Below are 16,810 nucleotides of genomic sequence, written 5' to 3' on the forward strand. Positions count from 1 at the left end.
TGCCTTGGCAGACAGGCGACATCGTCGGCCAATGACCCTCCCTGGTCCTTGCCATGTCGCGTTCGTGTCCCATTTAGGAAAGCACGCCGAGCCTGCCGCTTGATCCACGCGAACAAATCTGGAACATACCGCCTCCATGAGTCTCACCCACATCACCGTGCGCGGCGCGCGCGAGCATAATCTCAAAGGCTTCGACATCGCGCTCCCGCGTGAGAAGCTGATCGTGATCACCGGCCTTTCGGGGTCGGGGAAATCCAGCCTCGCGTTCGATACGATCTATGCGGAGGGCCAGCGTCGTTACGTGGAAAGCCTGTCGGCCTATGCCCGGCAGTTTCTCGAAATGATGCAGAAGCCGGACGTCGAGCATATCGACGGGCTGTCTCCGGCGATCTCGATCGAGCAGAAGACGACGAGCCGCAATCCCCGGTCGACCGTTGCGACCGTGACCGAAATCTGGGATTATATGCGTCTGCTGTGGGCGCGGGTGGGCATTCCCTATTCGCCCGCGACCGGCCTGCCGATCGAGGCGCAGACGGTATCCAACATGGTTGATCGCGTCATGGCGCTGCCGGACGGCACGCGGCTCTATCTGCTCGCCCCAGTAGTTCGTGGGCGCAAGGGCGAGTATCGCAAGGAACTCGCCGAATGGCAGCGGGCCGGTTACACCCGCGTCCGTATCGATGGCGAATTCTACGAGATCGAGGATGCCCCGGCGCTCGACAAGAAGTTCAAGCATGACATCGAGGTCGTGGTCGATCGCATCGCCGTGAAGGAAGGCATTCAGACGCGTCTGGCGGACAGTTTCGAGCAGGCGCTGAAGCTGTCCGACGGCCTTGTCTATGCCGACATGGCGGACGGCACTGTCCCGGGTCGCGAGGATGAAGATGCGGGCGGAGCGATGAAAGGCGCGGGGCTTCCTGCCAATCGTATCGTTTTTTCCGAGAAGTTCGCCTGCCCGGTAAGTGGTTTCACGATCGAGGAGATCGAGCCTCGCCTGTTTTCGTTCAATGCGCCGCAGGGCGCATGTCCGGCATGCGATGGCTTGGGTGAAAAACTGCTGTTCGATCCGCAACTGGTCGTACCGAACGAGCATCTTACGCTGAAGCAGGGCGCCATCGTCCCTTGGGCAAAATCGAACCCGCCGTCGCCTTACTACATGCAGGTGCTGTCCAGCCTCGCCAAACATTTCGGTTTCGACCTGACGACCGCATGGGACTCGCTGTCACCTGAGGTGAAAGTCGTGATCCTCCACGGTACGGCAGGCAAGGCGGTGCCGCTGACGTTCAAGGACGGACGCAAAGAATATACCGTTAACAAACCGTTCGAGGGCGTCATCGGCAACCTGAATCGCCGTATGATCCAGACCGATAGTGCTTGGATGCGAGAGGAGCTCTCCAAGTTCCAGACCGCCCAGCCGTGCGAAACCTGCCATGGCAAGCGGCTCAAGCCTGAGGCGTTGAGCGTGAAGATCGCCGGCAATGACATTGCGGACGCCGCCCGGTTTTCCGTTTCAGATGGTTTTGCGTGGTTCGGTGCGCTTGAAGAGAAACTGACGGAACAGCAAAAGCAGATCGCCAAGGCGATCTTGAAGGAGATCAACGAGCGGTTGGGTTTCCTCAACAACGTCGGCCTTGATTACCTGAATTTGGATCGTACCAGCGGGACTTTGTCTGGCGGTGAAAGCCAGCGTATTCGCCTTGCCAGCCAGATCGGATCGGGCCTGTCCGGCGTGCTGTACGTGCTGGACGAGCCGAGCATCGGTCTGCACCAGCGCGATAACGACATGTTGCTTGAAACGCTCAAGCGGCTGCGCGACCTAGGCAATACGGTCATCGTCGTCGAGCATGACGAAGATGCGATCCGCACTGCAGATTACATCGTGGACCTTGGCCCCGGAGCCGGTGTGCACGGCGGGCAGGTTGTGGCCGAAGGCACGCTGAAACAAGTGCTGAAAAGCAAGCAAAGCCTCACCGCTGCATATCTCAACGGCACTCGCGCGATCGACGTGCCCAAGAAACGGCGCAAGGGGAACGGCTCTTTTATCACGGTGGAAAATGCCCGCGCTAACAACCTGACCGGCGTAACGGCCAAGTTCCCGCTCGGCACGTTCTGCTGTGTGACGGGGGTGTCGGGATCGGGAAAGTCGTCGCTGACCATCGACACCTTGCAGGCAGGCGCCAGCCGTCAGCTGAATGGCGCGCGCGTGATTGCCGGCGCGCACGACCGGATTAAGGGTCTGGAAAAGTGCGATAAGGTGATCGAAATCGATCAGTCCCCGATCGGGCGTACGCCGCGATCCAACCCAGCGACCTATACCGGAGCATTCACCCAGATTCGCGATTGGTTTGCGGGCCTGCCCGAGAGCCTTGAACGCGGCTACAAGCCTGGCCGCTTCAGCTTCAACGTCAAGGGAGGGCGATGTGAGGCGTGCCAGGGCGATGGTCTGATCAAGATCGAGATGCACTTCCTGCCGGACGTCTACGTCACGTGCGAGGAATGCCATGGCAAGCGCTACAACCGCGAAACGCTGGAAGTGAAGTTCAAGGGCCTGTCGATTGCCGACGTCCTCGACATGACGATTGAGGATGCGGAAGAGTTCTTCAAGGCGGTCCCGTCGATACGCGACAAGATGCACATGCTGAACGAAGTCGGGTTGGGCTATGTGAAGGTCGGACAGCAGGCGACGACGCTTTCAGGCGGGGAGGCGCAACGTGTGAAGCTGGCGAAGGAACTAGCGCGCCGGTCAACGGGGCAAACGCTGTACATCCTCGATGAGCCGACCACCGGTCTTCACTTCGAAGATGTGCGCAAGCTGCTGGAGGTGCTGCATCGCCTGGTCGATCAGGGCAATTCTGTCATCGTCATCGAGCACAATCTCGACGTGATCAAGACCGCCGACTGGATCATCGACATGGGGCCTGAGGGCGGGGTCCGTGGCGGAGAGATTGTCGCCACGGGAACGCCGGAACAGGTCGTCAAGGAGCCGCGGAGCTTTACCGGGCACTATCTGAAGCCGTTGCTCGTTAACTAAGGCTGCTGCGCGCGATCATATTTTGTGATGTTATGATCGCGCACAATTCATAGACCCTAGAGCGATTCAGCCGTGGCAAAATTGAAGGTGCAGCGCAAATGAGTGCGGAACGGCGGAAATTTGCCGGAGTTGATCATCCCGCAATCCGGCGGATAAGGTTGGCTGGGGCGGCAGGATTCGAACCTGCGAATGCCGGTACCAAAAACCGGTGCCTTACCACTTGGCGACGCCCCATCAGGTAGGCAGACTGCAAGCCGCCCCCGAGGAGAGGCGCGCTTAGCGAGTTATTTCGATGCTGAAAAGGCCCCTTTGAGGTTTTCAGTCGCGGGCGGCTCAACTTTTGCCGTCGAGCACCTTGTTGATGTCTGCAGTGCTGTGGCGTTCAAGAACAAAGCCATCGCCCTTTCGATTGACGATCCGGCCACGGCGAACAGCGTCGCGCGCGCCGATTTCCTCCCCCCAGCGCATCAGGTTGGTGAAGCTCGCGACATCGAGGAACGTCGCGGCATCGCCATAAGCGTCCCCCCGAATGAAGCCGCCGAACCAGCCATAAGCGGCGATATCGGCAATGGTGTACTCGTCACCAGCCAGAAAGCGTTTCTCGGCAAGGCGTTTGTCGGCGACATCCATGATCCGCTTCGCTTCCATGGCGTACCGGTTGATCGGGTATTCAAACTTTTCCGGCGCATAGGCATAGAAATGGCCGAACCCGCCGCCAAGCAATGGCGCAGTTCCCATCTGCCACATCAGCCAGGACATACATTCGGATCGTGCCGGGCCGTGCTGCGGAAAGAATGCGCCGAACTTTTCAGCCAGATGGAAAAGGATGGCTCCCGATTCGAACACGCGCACCGGGTCGGGACTGGAATAATCGAGGAGGGCAGGAATCTTCGAGTTCGGATTGACCGAGACGAAGCCTGAAGAAAACTGATCGCCCTCGCTGATATCAATCAGCCACGCATCGTATTCAGCCCCGGCATGACCTGCCGCGATCAGTTCTTCGAGAAGGATCGTGACCTTTTGACCATTCGGCGTGCCGAGGGAATAGAGTTGCAGCGGGTGATCCCCGCGCGGGAGTTCCTTGTCGTGGGTGGCGCCGGACACCGGTCGATTGATGCTGGCAAACTGCCCACCATTTGCTTTGTCCCAAGTCCAGACCTTGGGCGGGGTATAGGTGGGATCGGCCATAACGGGCTCCTGACATGGTAAGATGCCAGCCCAGTTAGGTTTACGCACCTGCGTCTACAAGTGCGCGTTTTTGATCCCACGCCATATTCCGATCCTGACACGAGGCGGTGTCGTCAGGCTCCATACTATTGTGACCTGACGATTGACTTTCAGGCGACCTTGTGGATCCAGTCATGGGTATCGGCGACGTCGCCGCGCTGAATATCGACAAGGCGGCTCTTCAATCTACCCGTCAACTGCCCGGGGCCGCCAGACCCGATGGTGAACTCGCCGTCGCGACCGGTTACCTTGCCAACCGGCGTCACGACGGCGGCGGTGCCACAAGCGAACACTTCGATTAGTTGCCCTGACGCGGCGTCATCACGCCATTGATCAAGGCTGTATCGCTCTTCCTTGACTGTCAGACCTTCCTCACGCGCAAGCGTGAGCAAGCTGTCCCGAGTGATGCCCGGCAGAATGGTGCCGGTGAGAGGAGGAGTAATCAACGTTCCGTCGGCGAACACGAAGTAGAGGTTCATGCCTCCAAGTTCTTCGATCCATTTATGCTCGGCGGCGTCAAGAAACACGACTTGGTCATGCCCGCGCGCGATCGCTTCCGCCTGCGGAACCAGACTGGCCGCGTAATTGCCGCCGCACTTGGCAGCACCCGTGCCGCCTGGAGCCGCTCGGGTGTAGTCGCTCACCCAGATCGATACTGCAGGAGCACCGGATTTGAAGTAGTTTCCGGCGGGGCTGGCAATGACGATGAACTTGTACTGCTTGGCCGGGCGCACACCAAGGAACGCCTCAGTGGCGATCATGAAAGGCCGCAGATAGAGGGCGCTTCCATCGCCATCGGGAATCCAGCTCTTATCGGCGCGGACTAGCCGTTCAATCGACTCGATGAACAGGCTCTCCGGCAACTCTGGCATCGCAAGGCGTTTCGCCGATTGATTGAACCGAGCGGCGTTCGCTTCCGGGCGGAACAGGGCGATCGAGCCATCTGCGTGCTTGTACGCCTTCAGACCCTCGAAGATTTCCTGAGCGTAGTGAAGGACGGCTGCCGCAGGATCGAGCGCGATCGGCTGGCGCGGACCAATGACCGCATCGTGCCAGCCATCGGCTTCGGACCACTCAATCGTCACCATGTGATCCGTGAAGTGAGTCCCAAACCCAGGATTCTCCAGAACGTGCGCTCGCGCGTCGTCACCGGCCAACGCAGGGTGTGAAACCGTCGAGAACGACAATCCGACTTCGGCGACGCTCGCCATGACAAACTTCCTCTAGCTAAACTTCGCTGAGTGCTTTGTACTATTATTTCGCGCTTTGCAATCGTTGAGCAACAATAATTCTTACGATTATCGTCGAATTTTAGGAGTGTGAGTGTGCCAGGGGCATTATGCGGGACGAATTAGCGCGCTATCCGGCTTTGATAGGCGTGATTGTATCTGCTTTTGGAAAGTTGTCAAAAAGAGCGCCAGCGAGTTTCGTCGCTATGAAGCTGTCGCTCCATTTGTCATCGCCTTCGCGGGTCGCGATGGTGGCGTAACCTTCCCAAAGCACCTTGCCCGTCGCCTTGTCGACGATTTGGGCGTCAAGCCGAGTAGCAACCAAAGCCGATCTGGGTTTTGTCAGGTCCACATTGATACCTAGCCCATATGATTGCCCGTAAGTGCCGACCTCCATCGCAGCGGTGCCGCTCACGGGATTTCGCTTCTCTTCGGCGGAGGCGAGGACCTGTTTGGAAATCTTGAGTTTTGCAATCTGGGGCTGGGGGACATCCGGGTGCAACGTGTCATAACCGGCCCCGACCAGCGCATCGATGATAGCGGCCTCGTACGTTCGTCTCGTGCTGGGCTGTACCCACGGTCCATCACCCGCTTCGGATTCGACAGATACCGGGCCTTTGCCCAATTCCGTAGCGATTGGATCGGATGTGACGAACCGGGTCACGTCCACCCTGCCTTCGCGCGAATCGCTTGTGCGTGAATTTGTGCGCGGCGAATCGAGCATCGTGCCGCGACCTAGCCCAGTCCATCCCGATCGCCACCCCGGGCCCCATTGCGCATGAGCAGCAGGCGCCATCAGCACGGCTGTCACCAGGGTGACGATGGCGACCGATCTTCTGAGCTTTTCCATCTTAGAATGCCATTCTTTGTTCGAATGTGGTGGGGTCGCGCCGCGCAATCTGTTATGCGCGCGGTAACTTGCCAGCGGATGAACACTACAGATGGGCATCCCTGGTAGATGCGCAATGGTCGGGAAATGGAGCAGGCTGCTTGACTTCGCGGCATGCTACCACTAACGGCGCCACTTCGAATTTCCGGCGGTCGGTAACCGCCAAGACGACACGGACGAGATTGACCCATGAAGATTCGTAACAGCCTCAAGTCGCTCAAGGACCGTCACCGGGACAACCGCGTGATCCGCCGTCGCGGCCGCACGTACGTCATCAACAAGACCAATCGCCGCTTCAAAGCCCGCCAGGGCTGATTCTATTCGCCAGCGCCCGTCGATCGTGACGGGCGACTTCGGCGGATGGTTTCGCGTGTGAACATGAGGCCCCCGTCGATTGCGGGGGTCTTGTCGTGTCTATAGTACATGCTGCAAAGCAGGTGAAAGCCGTCGTCTTCGATGTGGGCCGGGTGCTGGTCCAATGGGATATGCGCCATCTATTCGCGAAGCTGATTGACGACGCAGATCGGCTCGAATGGTTCCTGGCGAATGTCGTGACTGAAGAATGGCATTTCCAGCATGACGCCGGTCGCGACCTTGCCGAAATGGTCGCCGCTCGAAAGATCGAGTTTCCGGGCCACGATGCGCTGATCGATGCTTACGCGTCCCGCTTCATCGAGACGATACCGGGCAACGTGCCGGGAAGTCACGATTTGGTTCGTTCGCTCGCCGAGCGGGGGATGCCACTGTTTGCAATCACAAATTTCGCCAGCCCTTTTTGGCGCGAGTATCGTGGCGGCGAACCTTTGTTTGACTTGTTTCAGGACATCGTTGTCTCGGGCGACGAGAAGATTGCCAAACCCGATGCCCGCATTTTTCGGCTGGCTGCCGAGCGGTTCGGGTATGCGCCATCGGACATGCTGTTCATCGATGACAACGCAGCCAACATCGCAGCAGCACAGGCGCGAGGCTGGCAGGTCCACCTTTTCCAGGATGCGGTGGGCCTTCGAAGCGATTTGCTTGTTAGAGGTCTTATCGACTGAAGTTTCGCCAGTCCTTTTGAGCTTATGACAGAGGGCAAATTCGACTTCAGGATATTTATCTTCGCACTTGCAGCGAGAATGCTTGGCAAGTCTCAAAACGTGTTGCATCATTTGCGGAACAGGGAGTCCCGATGTCCGCAAAGAGCGTTACGAATTTCGACGAAATGCTCAACTCGGACGGCTCTGTTCGTCCGGCATACTCCGAATTCCGCCAATGGTTCGATGGGCAGGACAACGAATGGCTCAAGCGGCAGGACGCGGAAGCCGAAAGGTTCTTCCGTCGCATTGGCATTACATTTAATGTCTATGGTGATGATGCCGCCGAAGAACGGCTGATCCCGTTCGACATGATCCCGCGGATCATTACGGCCCGGGAATGGCGCAAATTGACCCGCGGTATCGAACAGCGGGTGAGGGCGCTGAATGCGTTTCTCCACGATCTGTACCATCGGCAGGAAATCATCCGGTCGGGCCGTCTGCCGATTGCGGCTTTACGCACGAATGAAGCGTTTCTGACGCAGATGGTCGGCTTCACACCGCCGGGCGGAGTGTACACCCACATCGTCGGCATCGATCTGGTTCGCACTGGCCCCGACGATTTCATGGTTCTTGAGGACAATGCCAGAACACCTTCGGGCGTCTCGTATATGCTTGAGAACCGCGAAACCATGATGGCGATGTTCCCGGAGCTTTTCACGAAGATCCCGGTGCGCCCGGTGTCGGATTATCCCCGCCGTCTCGCCCGCTCGCTAAGAGCATGCGCGCCGCCCGCATATCACGCTGCCAAGGGGAAAAGCGGGCGCCGGCCGGTAGTGGCAGTCCTCACACCGGGAATCTACAACTCGGCCTATTTCGAGCACGCTTTCCTAGCCGACCAGATGGGCGCGGAACTGGTGGAGGGGAATGATTGCCGCGTTGTCGATGGCCGTGTCTGCATGCGGACCACCACGGGATACAAAGCGATCGACGTGCTCTATCGCCGGGTGGACGATGACTATCTCGATCCCCTGAGCTTCAATCCCAATTCGCATTTGGGCATCGCTGGGATTTTTGACGTTTATCGTTCTGGCGGAATCACCATTGCCAACGCGCCGGGCACGGGCATTGCCGATGACAAGGCGATTTACAGCTACATGCCAGAGATCGTCGAGTTTTATACGGGCGAAAAGCCCATCTTGCAAAACGTCCCTACCTGGCGTTGCGCAGAGGCTGACTCGCTTGGCTATGTGCTCGACAATCTCAAGGACCTTGTGGTCAAGGAAGTTCATGGGTCGGGCGGATACGGGATGCTTATCGGGCCGACATCGTCCAAGCAGGAGATAGCGGATTTCGAAGTGAAGCTTCGCGCTCGGCCTGGCAACTATATCGCCCAGCCGACCCTGTCGCTTTCCACGGTACCCATTTTCGTGAAAGAGGGGCTCGCGCCGCGGCACGTCGATCTGCGGCCCTTCGTCCTCGTATCACCTGACGGCATCGACATAACCCCGGGTGGGCTGACGCGTGTAGCGTTGAAAGAAGGGTCGTTGGTCGTGAACTCTTCGCAAGGCGGCGGTACCAAGGACAGTTGGGTGCTGGACGAGTGAAGGGGGGCACGAACTGATGCTGGGACGTGCCGCCAATGGCGTCTTCTGGATGTCTCGCTATCTGGAGCGGGCCGAGAATACTGCGCGCCTGATCGATGTGGGCTTTCATCTCGCACTCACGCGAGGCAACCGGCAATCGCAGGACGAGGAATGGAAGTCCGTCCTGACGACGACCGGCCTGCTGGAAGAGTACAGGGCCAAGTATCCGGACTTTAGCGGATCGCAGGTGTTCAACTTTCTGCTGCGCGATCGAGATAATCCCGGTTCGGTTCTGTCGATGGTCGAGAATGCCCGTACGAATGCGCGGGTGGTGCGAACCAGCCTCACCAACTCGGTGTGGGAAGCCACCAACGAAGGTTGGATGACCTTGCGGGATCTGCTTTCCCGACCAGTGCGCGAGACCAACCTTGGCGAAGTGCTGACCGCCATCCGCCGGTCCGGGACGTTGGTCAGGGGTGCGCTGGAAGGCACTATGCTCCGCAACGAAGTCTTCAACTTCGCGCGGATCGGGACTTTCATCGAACGTGCTGACAACACCGCCCGCATTCTCGACGTGAAATATTACGTCTTGCTGCCGTCGGCTGCATGGGTGGGATCAAGCCTGGACAACGTGCAGTGGGATACCTTGCTTCGCTCGGTGGCGGGCAACCGCGCTTATTCCTGGCTAAATGCTGGTTCCATGGATCCGCGTGGCATTGCCCGCTTTCTGATCCTGGACGGTCAATTTCCGCGCAGTTTAGTCTTTTGCTATGAGAAGTTGCTTAGCAACATGGCCGGTCTTGCGAAGGAGTACGGCCAAGAAGTGTCAGCCCACCATCTGGTTCGCAACACCGCCGCTGCGCTAAACCGAACCAGCATCGACGATGTTTTTGAAGCAGGCCTGCACGAATTCCTGCAGGGGTTCATCGCCAAGACAATCGACATTGGCAGCGCCATTGCCGCCGATTATCGTTTCAGCGAGTAGGAGAGCGTCGTGCTCCTCACTGTCAAGCACACAACCCGCTACACCTTCGCCGGTCAGGTGACGCACGGCCTTCAGCGGTTGCGATTGAAGCCCAAATCGACGCATGGGCAGGAAGTCGTCGAATGGAAAATGGACTTCACGGGGGCGAAACGAGAAGCCGCTTACGACGACCAGCATTTCAACCATATCGATCTGATTTCGATTGCCGCCAGCGCCCCGGAGGTCATCGTGACATGTGAAGGCACGGTACGGACCATCGATAACAATGGCGTCACGGGGGCGCATACGGGGCTCATGCCGCTCTGGTGTTTTCTGCGGCCGACACCGCTGACGCGGCCCGGCCCTAAAGTGCGCCAGCTGCTGGCGGCGATCGAGGCTGATCGATCGGACACGCTTGGGTATCTTCATGTCCTTTCGAATGCCATTGCCGAGCAAGTCGAGTACGTCGGCGGCACGACAGACGCGTCGACGACGGCCGAGCAGGCTCTCGCGGCCGGGAAGGGCGTGTGCCAGGATCATGCCCATATCTTCATCGCCGCTGGCCGCATGCTGGACGTGCCGATGCGCTATGTCGGCGGCTATCTCCATATGGACGGTCAGACCGAGCAGGAAGCTGGACATGGCTGGGCGGAAGCGCACGTGCCGGGCCTCGGTTGGGTCGGGTTTGACGTGTCGAACGCGATCTGTCCGGATGAACGCTATATCCGAGTGGCGACGGGTTGCGACTATGCCGAAGCTGCGCCGGTGACCGGCATAGCGACCGGGGCGGGTGAAACCCGGTTGGACGTTCATCTATCGGTAGGCCAATCGGGGCTACAAGCTCAGGCGCAGCAGTCTGCATCTGGCGGACAGCAGCAAGTGCAGGGCGGCTGACCCGCTCTTTCCTTGACTGCCTCCGGATCGGAAGCAAGGAGGCTAGCAGTGCCGGAAAAGGTTTGCAGGGACACTGATTGAATGACGTATTGCGTGGGTATGATGCTGGACCGCGGGCTTGTCATGATGAGCGATACCCGCACCAACTCCGGGGTCGACAACATCTCCACCTTTCGGAAGATGTATCATTGGGAGGTTCCGGGCGAGCGTATCATCACGGTGATGACGGCGGGAAATCTGGCTACGACGCAGGCCGTTGTCAGCAAGCTGGAGGAACGCAACAAGGCGCCTTCCGAGCGACACAACTCTCTGCTTGAAGCACCTACCATGTTCCAGGTCGCCTCGATCGTTGGCCACCTCCTTCAGGATATCATCGCCGGGCGGGCAGCCGACAACGGGCAAAAAGCAGCTGGTACCTTCAGCGCATCCATGATCGTCGCTGGTCAGATCAAAGGCATGGAACCACGCCTCTTCCTGATCTACCCGGAAGGCAATTTTATCGAGGCCAGCTTCGATACGCCCTTTTTCCAGATTGGCGAGACGAAGTATGGTCGGCCCATCCTGATCCGTGGGTACGATCGGGGGATGAGCTTCGAAAGTGCGGTGAAGCTGCTGACGGTTTCATTCGACTCGACGCTCAAGGCCAACTTGTCGGTCGGATTACCACTGGACTTGCTGGTGATAGAGCGCGACCGCTTTACGCCGCTGCATCAACGACGGGTCGATGCATCCGATGCCTATTTTCGATCGGTGTCGATGAGTTGGAGCGAAGCATTGCGCAGCGCGTTGGATGGATTGCCGGACTATCGGTTCGACACCAGTCCGGAACATATCCTGGGCTGAGCAATAAGGCGGCGCACTTCGTCAGTTACGATAGAAGAGCGTGATTGATGCAACGTGGTTCATGCGAAGGTTGCCGCCAGCCCGATTGATGGTTTGGTTCAGGTAACCCAGTTCCAAGGTTGACGGGCCTTTCAGTCCCACTTCGGCGCCGACGAAGCTGCGCAGTTGATCGAAGCCCGCTCTAGCGCCCCAATCGGTATCATTCAACGCAACGAAGCCCTCGGCATAGACGAGGGCATTCACCGCGTCGCTTCCCGGCTTGAGGGGGTGTTCGTACCGCAGCATTTCGCGCAGGCGCCAGCCCATATCGTTGCCGTCTGATCGCCAGCGCTGTTCCAGCCGCGTTCGCGACGAGAGTTCCCCGCCGAAAGGCTTGCCCAGCGCGAGATTGAGCTGCTGAAAGCTACGCTCCTCATTAATGTCGCGACCACCCTCGATGGGGGAAATGATGTGCGCGTACCCTTGATAGAGCGTTACGGCAGGAGCGAATTTCCAGCCGACCGCCCCGCGCAGCAGCAAGGCATCGAGCCGGGAAAGGCCATCGCCCGTCCGAGGCTGGAATTCGGCAAAATACACTGCTTGGCGCGACACCGAACCCATGGCTGTAAGATTCACCCACACTTGCTCGTCGTGTACGGTTTCCGCCGTCGAGGCAGCAGGCGCCAAAAGAAGGGCGGAAGCAATGGCTATGGCTGCGAGGGCTGGGGCGCGCATATCGTCCTGTCATTTTGGGGAAGCCGACCAACTATGGCTCATGTGTTGCTGGAAGCTTGCCGGACTAACAGCTGTTCTTTCCCGTCAAAGGCAGCCTTTAGCGAAGGCGCTCAGGGACAGTGTTAGCCTCTTCGATTATCGCGGTTTCGGAAGCGAGGGATTCCCAAGGGAAAACGAACCAGCGCTTATCGGTATTCCGGTCTATGTGCTCCGCCCAAAGATCGACGTCGGCGCGCGAACGAGTGTTGTTGAGCAGAACCCCGAAACGGACGTTGCTCAACGCGGCATAGTGTTCGTTCAACAGCGCCTTGATGTATTCGATAGTGCCGCCACTATCGTTGATATCATCGACGAACAGGATCTGTATGCCGGATGCGCTCATTGCCGCGAGCTTGACTAAAAGCTCGTCTGCGAACCCTGGCATTTTCGATGAGTGATCGACGGACAGCATCGGCACGTTCAGCCGATGGGAAAGATAGACCGCTGGAACCAGCCCGCCACGCCCAATTCCTACGACGAAACCGGGCTGCCAGTCGTTTTCGGCAATCTTCCGTGCAAGGCCGTCAACAAGGAGTAGAAAGTGCTCCGAGTGGTCCAGGTAATACAGATCAGGTTCGGGGCTGGCAGTCATTCGCTGCATATTTCCATTGCGCAGGCCCGTCGATTACAGCGCGCCAATTGCGAGGAAGCGATCTTCGCGCTGGCGTACTATGTCCGCCGGACTTTGTGCCGATAGCGCATCAAGCTGCATCCCGATCGCGTTTGCCAGTGCGCGGGCGGTAGCCGCCGGATCTCGTTGAGCCCCGCCTGCCGGTTCAGGAACGATCGCATCGATTACCTTGAGCGCGAGCAGATCCTGCGCTGTCACCTTCATTGCCGTGGCCGCATCCGATGCCTTATCTGAAGTGCGCCACAGGATCGACGATGCCCCTTCCGGTGAGATGACGGAGTAGATCGCGTGCTCCAGCATCAGGACCTTATTGGCACTGGCGATGGCGACTGCACCGCCGGATCCACCTTCACCGACGATAGCGGCCACCATCGGCACTCCGAGCGCCAAGCACGCTTCGGTGGAGCGGGCGATCGCTTCGGCCTGACCGCGTTCTTCCGCCTCGATGCCCGGGAATGCTCCAGCGGTATCGACTAGCGTCACTACTGGCAGCCCGAATTTGCCGGCCAGTTGCATAAGCCTGATCGCCTTGCGGTAGCCTTCCGGCTTCGCAGAGCCGAAATTGTGCTTGATACGGCTCGGCGTGTCATGACCCTTTTCGTGACCGATCACGACGACTTTGCGCCCATCCAGCCGAGCAAGCCCGCCAACGATCGCTTCATCCTCGCCGTAAACCCGGTCACCTGCCAAAGGCACGAAATCCGCGAATATCAGGCGGATATAATCAAGGAAGTGCGGCCGCTGCGGATGGCGAGCCACCTGCGTCTTCTGCCAGGGCGTCAGCTTCGCATACGTCGCGGTCAGCATGCCCGCGCTCTTTTTTTCCAGCTTGGCAATCTCGCTCTCGATATCGAGGTCGCTGCCACTTGCGGTTGCGCGCAGTTCCGCGATCCGTGCTTCCAGTTCGGCTATCGGCTTTTCGAAGTCCAGAAACGAAATCATGCTCATCCAGTCCGTGTCGTCGGCATATGGCCGATAGCACAATGCGTCAGTCCTTAGGGCCGCTTTGACGTTGATCGCGCCGACCCATATCAATTTAGTTTGCGGAGCGCTTGGCGAGCCAATCTTCCAACCACTTGATAGTGTAGTCCCCCGACTGGAATTCAGGATCGTCCAGTAGCGCCTGATGGAGGGGGATGGACGTCTTCACGCCATCGATGACCATTTCTTCCAGCGCCCGCTTCAGTCGCATGATCGCACCATTGCGGCTACGACCCGAAACGATCAGCTTGCCGATCATCGAGTCGTAATAAGGCGGAATGCGGTATCCGGCATACAACCCGCTGTCGACGCGCACATTCATGCCGCCCGCAGCGTGATAGTTGTTCACCAGCCCGGGCGAAGGCGCGAAGTTCCACGGATCTTCCGCGTTGATGCGGCATTCGATGGCATGGCCTTTGAACTCGATCTGGTCCTGCGTGAAGGCCAGCGGCTGGCCGTCCGCAATCCGGATCTGTTCGCGCACCAAATCGACGCCGGTGATCGCTTCGGTAACCGGGTGTTCCACTTGCAGGCGGGTGTTCATCTCGATGAAGTAGAACTCGCCGTTTTCCCACAGGAATTCGATGGTGCCCGCGCCGCGATAGCCCATGTCGGCCATGGCCTTCGAGACGATGCCACCCATGCGATCACGCTCTTCGGACGTGATGACGGGCGAGGGCGCTTCCTCCAAGACCTTCTGGTGACGACGCTGCAAAGAACAGTCGCGCTCGCCGAGATGCACTGCAGCACCGTTTCCATCGCCGAAGACCTGGAATTCGATGTGGCGTGGGTTTCCGAGGTACTTTTCCATATAGACGGTGGCATCGCCGAAAGCCGCCTTAGCCTCGGACCGAGCCTGACCCATCTGGCTTTCGAGTTCTTCGGCGTTGGTCACGACTTTCATGCCTCGTCCGCCGCCGCCCGAAGCCGCCTTGATGATGACCGGGTAGCCGATCTGTTCTGCAAGGGCGCGTGCTTCGTCGAAATCCTCGATTGCGCCGTCAGAGCCGGGGACCAGCGGCAGGCCCAAAGCACCCGCGGTGCGCTTGGCTTCCACCTTGTCACCCATGGTGCGGATGTGCTCAGGCTTGGGCCCGACCCACTTTAAGCCGTGCGCCTCCACGATCTCGGCAAACCGGGCGTTTTCGGACAGGAAGCCATAGCCAGGGTGGATCGCGTCGGCCTGAGTGATCTCGGCCGCGGAAATGATGGCCGCGACGTTGAGGTAGCTGTCCTTCGCCGCCGGTGGTCCGATGCAAACCGCATGGTCCGCCAGTCTCACGTGCATTGCGTCGGCGTCGGCAGTGGAGTGCACGGCGACAGTCTCGATGCCCATCTCGCGGGCGGCGCGATGGATGCGCAGCGCGATTTCGCCGCGATTGGCAATCAGGAGGCGCTTGATGGCCATGTCAGTTCCGCTCTCAGTCGATCACGACGAGCGGCTGGTCGTACTCGACCGGCTGCTGGTTGGAGACGAGAATGGCTGTGACCGTCCCCGATTTGGGCGCAGTGATCTGGTTCATCACCTTCATGGCCTCTACGATCAGCAGCACATCGCCTTGTTTGACGGATTTGCCAACCGAGATGAAGTCAGGCGCCCCGGGTTCGGCGGCGAGGTAGACGGTGCCGACCATCGGGGACTTGACCGCATCGATCGGAGCGGCAGCAGGAGCGATTTCTGCCGGCGCGGCAGCGGCAGCGGCAGGGGCGGCGGCTGGCGCAGTCGGCGCGAACGCAGGAGCGGACGCCATTGGCTGGATCAGCTGGCGCGAAACACGGATCTTGCGTTCACCGTCCTCCACCTCGATCTCCGAAAGGCCGGTCTCCGCCAGCAATTCGGCAAGCTCGCGAACCAGGGCGCTATCGATATTCACGCGACTTCCTTTCGTGCAAGGTATTCAAGCAGCATCACCAGCGTGCCTTTGAGGTCCTTGCGATGGACCACCATGTCCACCATGCCGTGGGCATGGAGGTACTCGGCGCGCTGAAAGCCGTCGGGTAGTTTTTCTCTGATGGTATCCTGGATGACCCGCTGGCCGGCAAACCCGATAAGGGCACCCGGCTCAGCGATTTGTACATCGCCCAGCATGGCATAGCTGGCCGTGACGCCGCCGGTAGTCGGGTCAGTCAGAACGACGATATAAGGCAGGCCCGCAGCAGCAAGACGACGTGTCGCCACTGTGGTCTTCGGCATTTGCATGAGCGACAGGATGCCTTCCTGCATGCGCGCTCCGCCCGCTGCGGTGCAGATGACGTAGGCGCAGTTCTCGGCGATTGCCTTGTTTACACCGGCAACGAATGCTTCACCCACCGCCATGCCCATGGAGCCGCCCATGAACGCAAAGTCCTGCACGCCCAGCACCGCTTTCGATCCTCCGATGGCGCCGAAAGCGTTAGTCAGCGCATCAGGAAAGGGATTGGCGGCGCGAGCAGCTTTCAGCCGGTCAGGATACTTCTTTGTGTCGCGGAAATTGAGAGGATTTTCAGGCACTTTTGGCGTCGCCAGTACCGTATATCCCTCGTCCAGAATCTGATCGAAACGCGCCCTTGAACCGATCCGCCCGTGATGCTCACAATTTGGGCACACCGAAAGATTGGCTTCGAAGTCCTTTGCATACAGCATTTCGCCGCAGCTCGGGCATTTCATCCAGAGCGTATCCGCCGTGTCGCTTTTCGCCAACCCGGATAGGGAATTACGTACTTTGCTGAGCCAACTCATGTCGTACCGATCTTGCCCATGGTGAGCAGAGAGCCTTCCGTGTCGCC

General features: G+C 59.0%; 16 protein-coding genes and 1 tRNA gene. 7 read left to right on the forward strand and 10 right to left on the reverse strand.

The window, feature by feature from the left end; translation table 11 throughout:
- Positions 1 to 136: 136 nt before the first annotated feature.
- Complete coding sequence (gene uvrA / locus ACZ1JM_RS18040) at positions 137 to 3,031, forward strand: excinuclease ABC subunit UvrA (RefSeq protein WP_465133716.1); 2,895 nt, start codon at positions 137 to 139, stop codon at positions 3,029 to 3,031.
- A 159-nt stretch (positions 3,032 to 3,190) separates the two neighbouring features.
- Here the strand turns inward: uvrA and ACZ1JM_RS18045 are convergent.
- From ACZ1JM_RS18045 to ACZ1JM_RS18060, 4 genes are all read right to left on the reverse strand, one after another.
- Positions 3,191 to 3,265, reverse strand: a tRNA-Gln gene (locus ACZ1JM_RS18045).
- Between the two features lie 99 nt (positions 3,266 to 3,364).
- Positions 3,365 to 4,219: a glutathione-dependent disulfide-bond oxidoreductase gene (yghU, locus tag ACZ1JM_RS18050; protein ID WP_465133717.1), complete on the reverse strand. Its 855-nt coding sequence runs from the start codon at positions 4,217 to 4,219 to the stop codon at positions 3,365 to 3,367.
- A 149-nt stretch (positions 4,220 to 4,368) separates the two neighbouring features.
- Entirely contained in the window at positions 4,369 to 5,469 is a 1,101-nt protein-coding gene (locus tag ACZ1JM_RS18055; protein ID WP_465133718.1) for a branched-chain amino acid aminotransferase, read from the reverse strand.
- A 148-nt stretch (positions 5,470 to 5,617) separates the two neighbouring features.
- Positions 5,618 to 6,385, reverse strand: a complete 768-nt coding sequence (locus ACZ1JM_RS18060; RefSeq protein ID WP_465133719.1) for a DUF4136 domain-containing protein — start codon at positions 6,383 to 6,385, stop codon at positions 5,618 to 5,620.
- Between the two features lie 180 nt (positions 6,386 to 6,565).
- Here ACZ1JM_RS18060 and ykgO point away from each other — a divergent pair, with 180 nt between their 5' ends.
- From ykgO to ACZ1JM_RS18090, 6 genes are all read left to right on the forward strand, one after another.
- Positions 6,566 to 6,691 carry a type B 50S ribosomal protein L36 gene (gene ykgO / locus ACZ1JM_RS18065; RefSeq protein WP_003046794.1) on the forward strand — a complete coding sequence of 42 codons (126 nt, stop codon included), beginning with the start codon at positions 6,566 to 6,568 and terminating at the stop codon, positions 6,689 to 6,691.
- A 95-nt stretch (positions 6,692 to 6,786) separates the two neighbouring features.
- Positions 6,787 to 7,416, forward strand: coding sequence for an HAD-IA family hydrolase (locus ACZ1JM_RS18070; protein WP_465133720.1), 630 nt, complete (start codon positions 6,787 to 6,789; stop codon positions 7,414 to 7,416).
- A 131-nt stretch (positions 7,417 to 7,547) separates the two neighbouring features.
- On the forward strand, positions 7,548 to 8,999 hold the full coding sequence (locus tag ACZ1JM_RS18075) for a circularly permuted type 2 ATP-grasp protein (protein WP_465133721.1): 1,452 nt from the start codon (positions 7,548 to 7,550) through the stop codon (positions 8,997 to 8,999).
- A gap of 16 nt (positions 9,000 to 9,015) precedes the next feature.
- Complete coding sequence (locus ACZ1JM_RS18080; RefSeq protein ID WP_465133722.1) at positions 9,016 to 9,963, forward strand: alpha-E domain-containing protein; 948 nt, start codon at positions 9,016 to 9,018, stop codon at positions 9,961 to 9,963.
- A gap of 9 nt (positions 9,964 to 9,972) precedes the next feature.
- Positions 9,973 to 10,836 (forward strand): transglutaminase family protein, encoded by an 864-nt coding sequence (locus ACZ1JM_RS18085; protein WP_465133723.1) that lies wholly within the window; start codon positions 9,973 to 9,975, stop codon positions 10,834 to 10,836.
- Between the two features lie 81 nt (positions 10,837 to 10,917).
- Positions 10,918 to 11,679, forward strand: a complete 762-nt coding sequence (locus ACZ1JM_RS18090) for a proteasome-type protease (RefSeq protein WP_465133724.1) — start codon at positions 10,918 to 10,920, stop codon at positions 11,677 to 11,679.
- A 21-nt stretch (positions 11,680 to 11,700) separates the two neighbouring features.
- Here ACZ1JM_RS18090 and ACZ1JM_RS18095 read toward each other — a convergent pair whose 3' ends face one another.
- From ACZ1JM_RS18095 to accD, 6 genes are all read right to left on the reverse strand, one after another.
- The gene (locus ACZ1JM_RS18095; RefSeq protein WP_465133725.1) at positions 11,701 to 12,393 is read right to left on the reverse strand and encodes a DUF2490 domain-containing protein; all 693 of its coding nucleotides are present in this window, start codon (positions 12,391 to 12,393) and stop codon (positions 11,701 to 11,703) included.
- Between the two features lie 97 nt (positions 12,394 to 12,490).
- Positions 12,491 to 13,024, reverse strand: a complete 534-nt coding sequence (locus ACZ1JM_RS18100) for a phosphoribosyltransferase (protein ID WP_465133726.1) — start codon at positions 13,022 to 13,024, stop codon at positions 12,491 to 12,493.
- Between the two features lie 33 nt (positions 13,025 to 13,057).
- Complete coding sequence (locus ACZ1JM_RS18105) at positions 13,058 to 14,005, reverse strand: acetyl-CoA carboxylase carboxyltransferase subunit alpha (protein WP_465135128.1); 948 nt, start codon at positions 14,003 to 14,005, stop codon at positions 13,058 to 13,060.
- A gap of 94 nt (positions 14,006 to 14,099) precedes the next feature.
- Positions 14,100 to 15,452, reverse strand: a complete 1,353-nt coding sequence (accC, locus tag ACZ1JM_RS18110) for an acetyl-CoA carboxylase biotin carboxylase subunit (protein WP_465133727.1) — start codon at positions 15,450 to 15,452, stop codon at positions 14,100 to 14,102.
- Between the two features lie 13 nt (positions 15,453 to 15,465).
- Entirely contained in the window at positions 15,466 to 15,918 is a 453-nt protein-coding gene (gene accB, locus ACZ1JM_RS18115; RefSeq protein ID WP_465133728.1) for an acetyl-CoA carboxylase biotin carboxyl carrier protein, read from the reverse strand.
- The gene (accD, locus tag ACZ1JM_RS18120; RefSeq protein WP_465133729.1) at positions 15,915 to 16,763 is read right to left on the reverse strand and encodes an acetyl-CoA carboxylase, carboxyltransferase subunit beta; all 849 of its coding nucleotides are present in this window, start codon (positions 16,761 to 16,763) and stop codon (positions 15,915 to 15,917) included. Before accD ends, accB begins: the two co-directional genes overlap by 4 nt.
- Positions 16,764 to 16,810: the final 47 nt, after the last annotated feature.

Source organism: Novosphingobium sp. BL-S-24 (assembly GCF_055521575.1).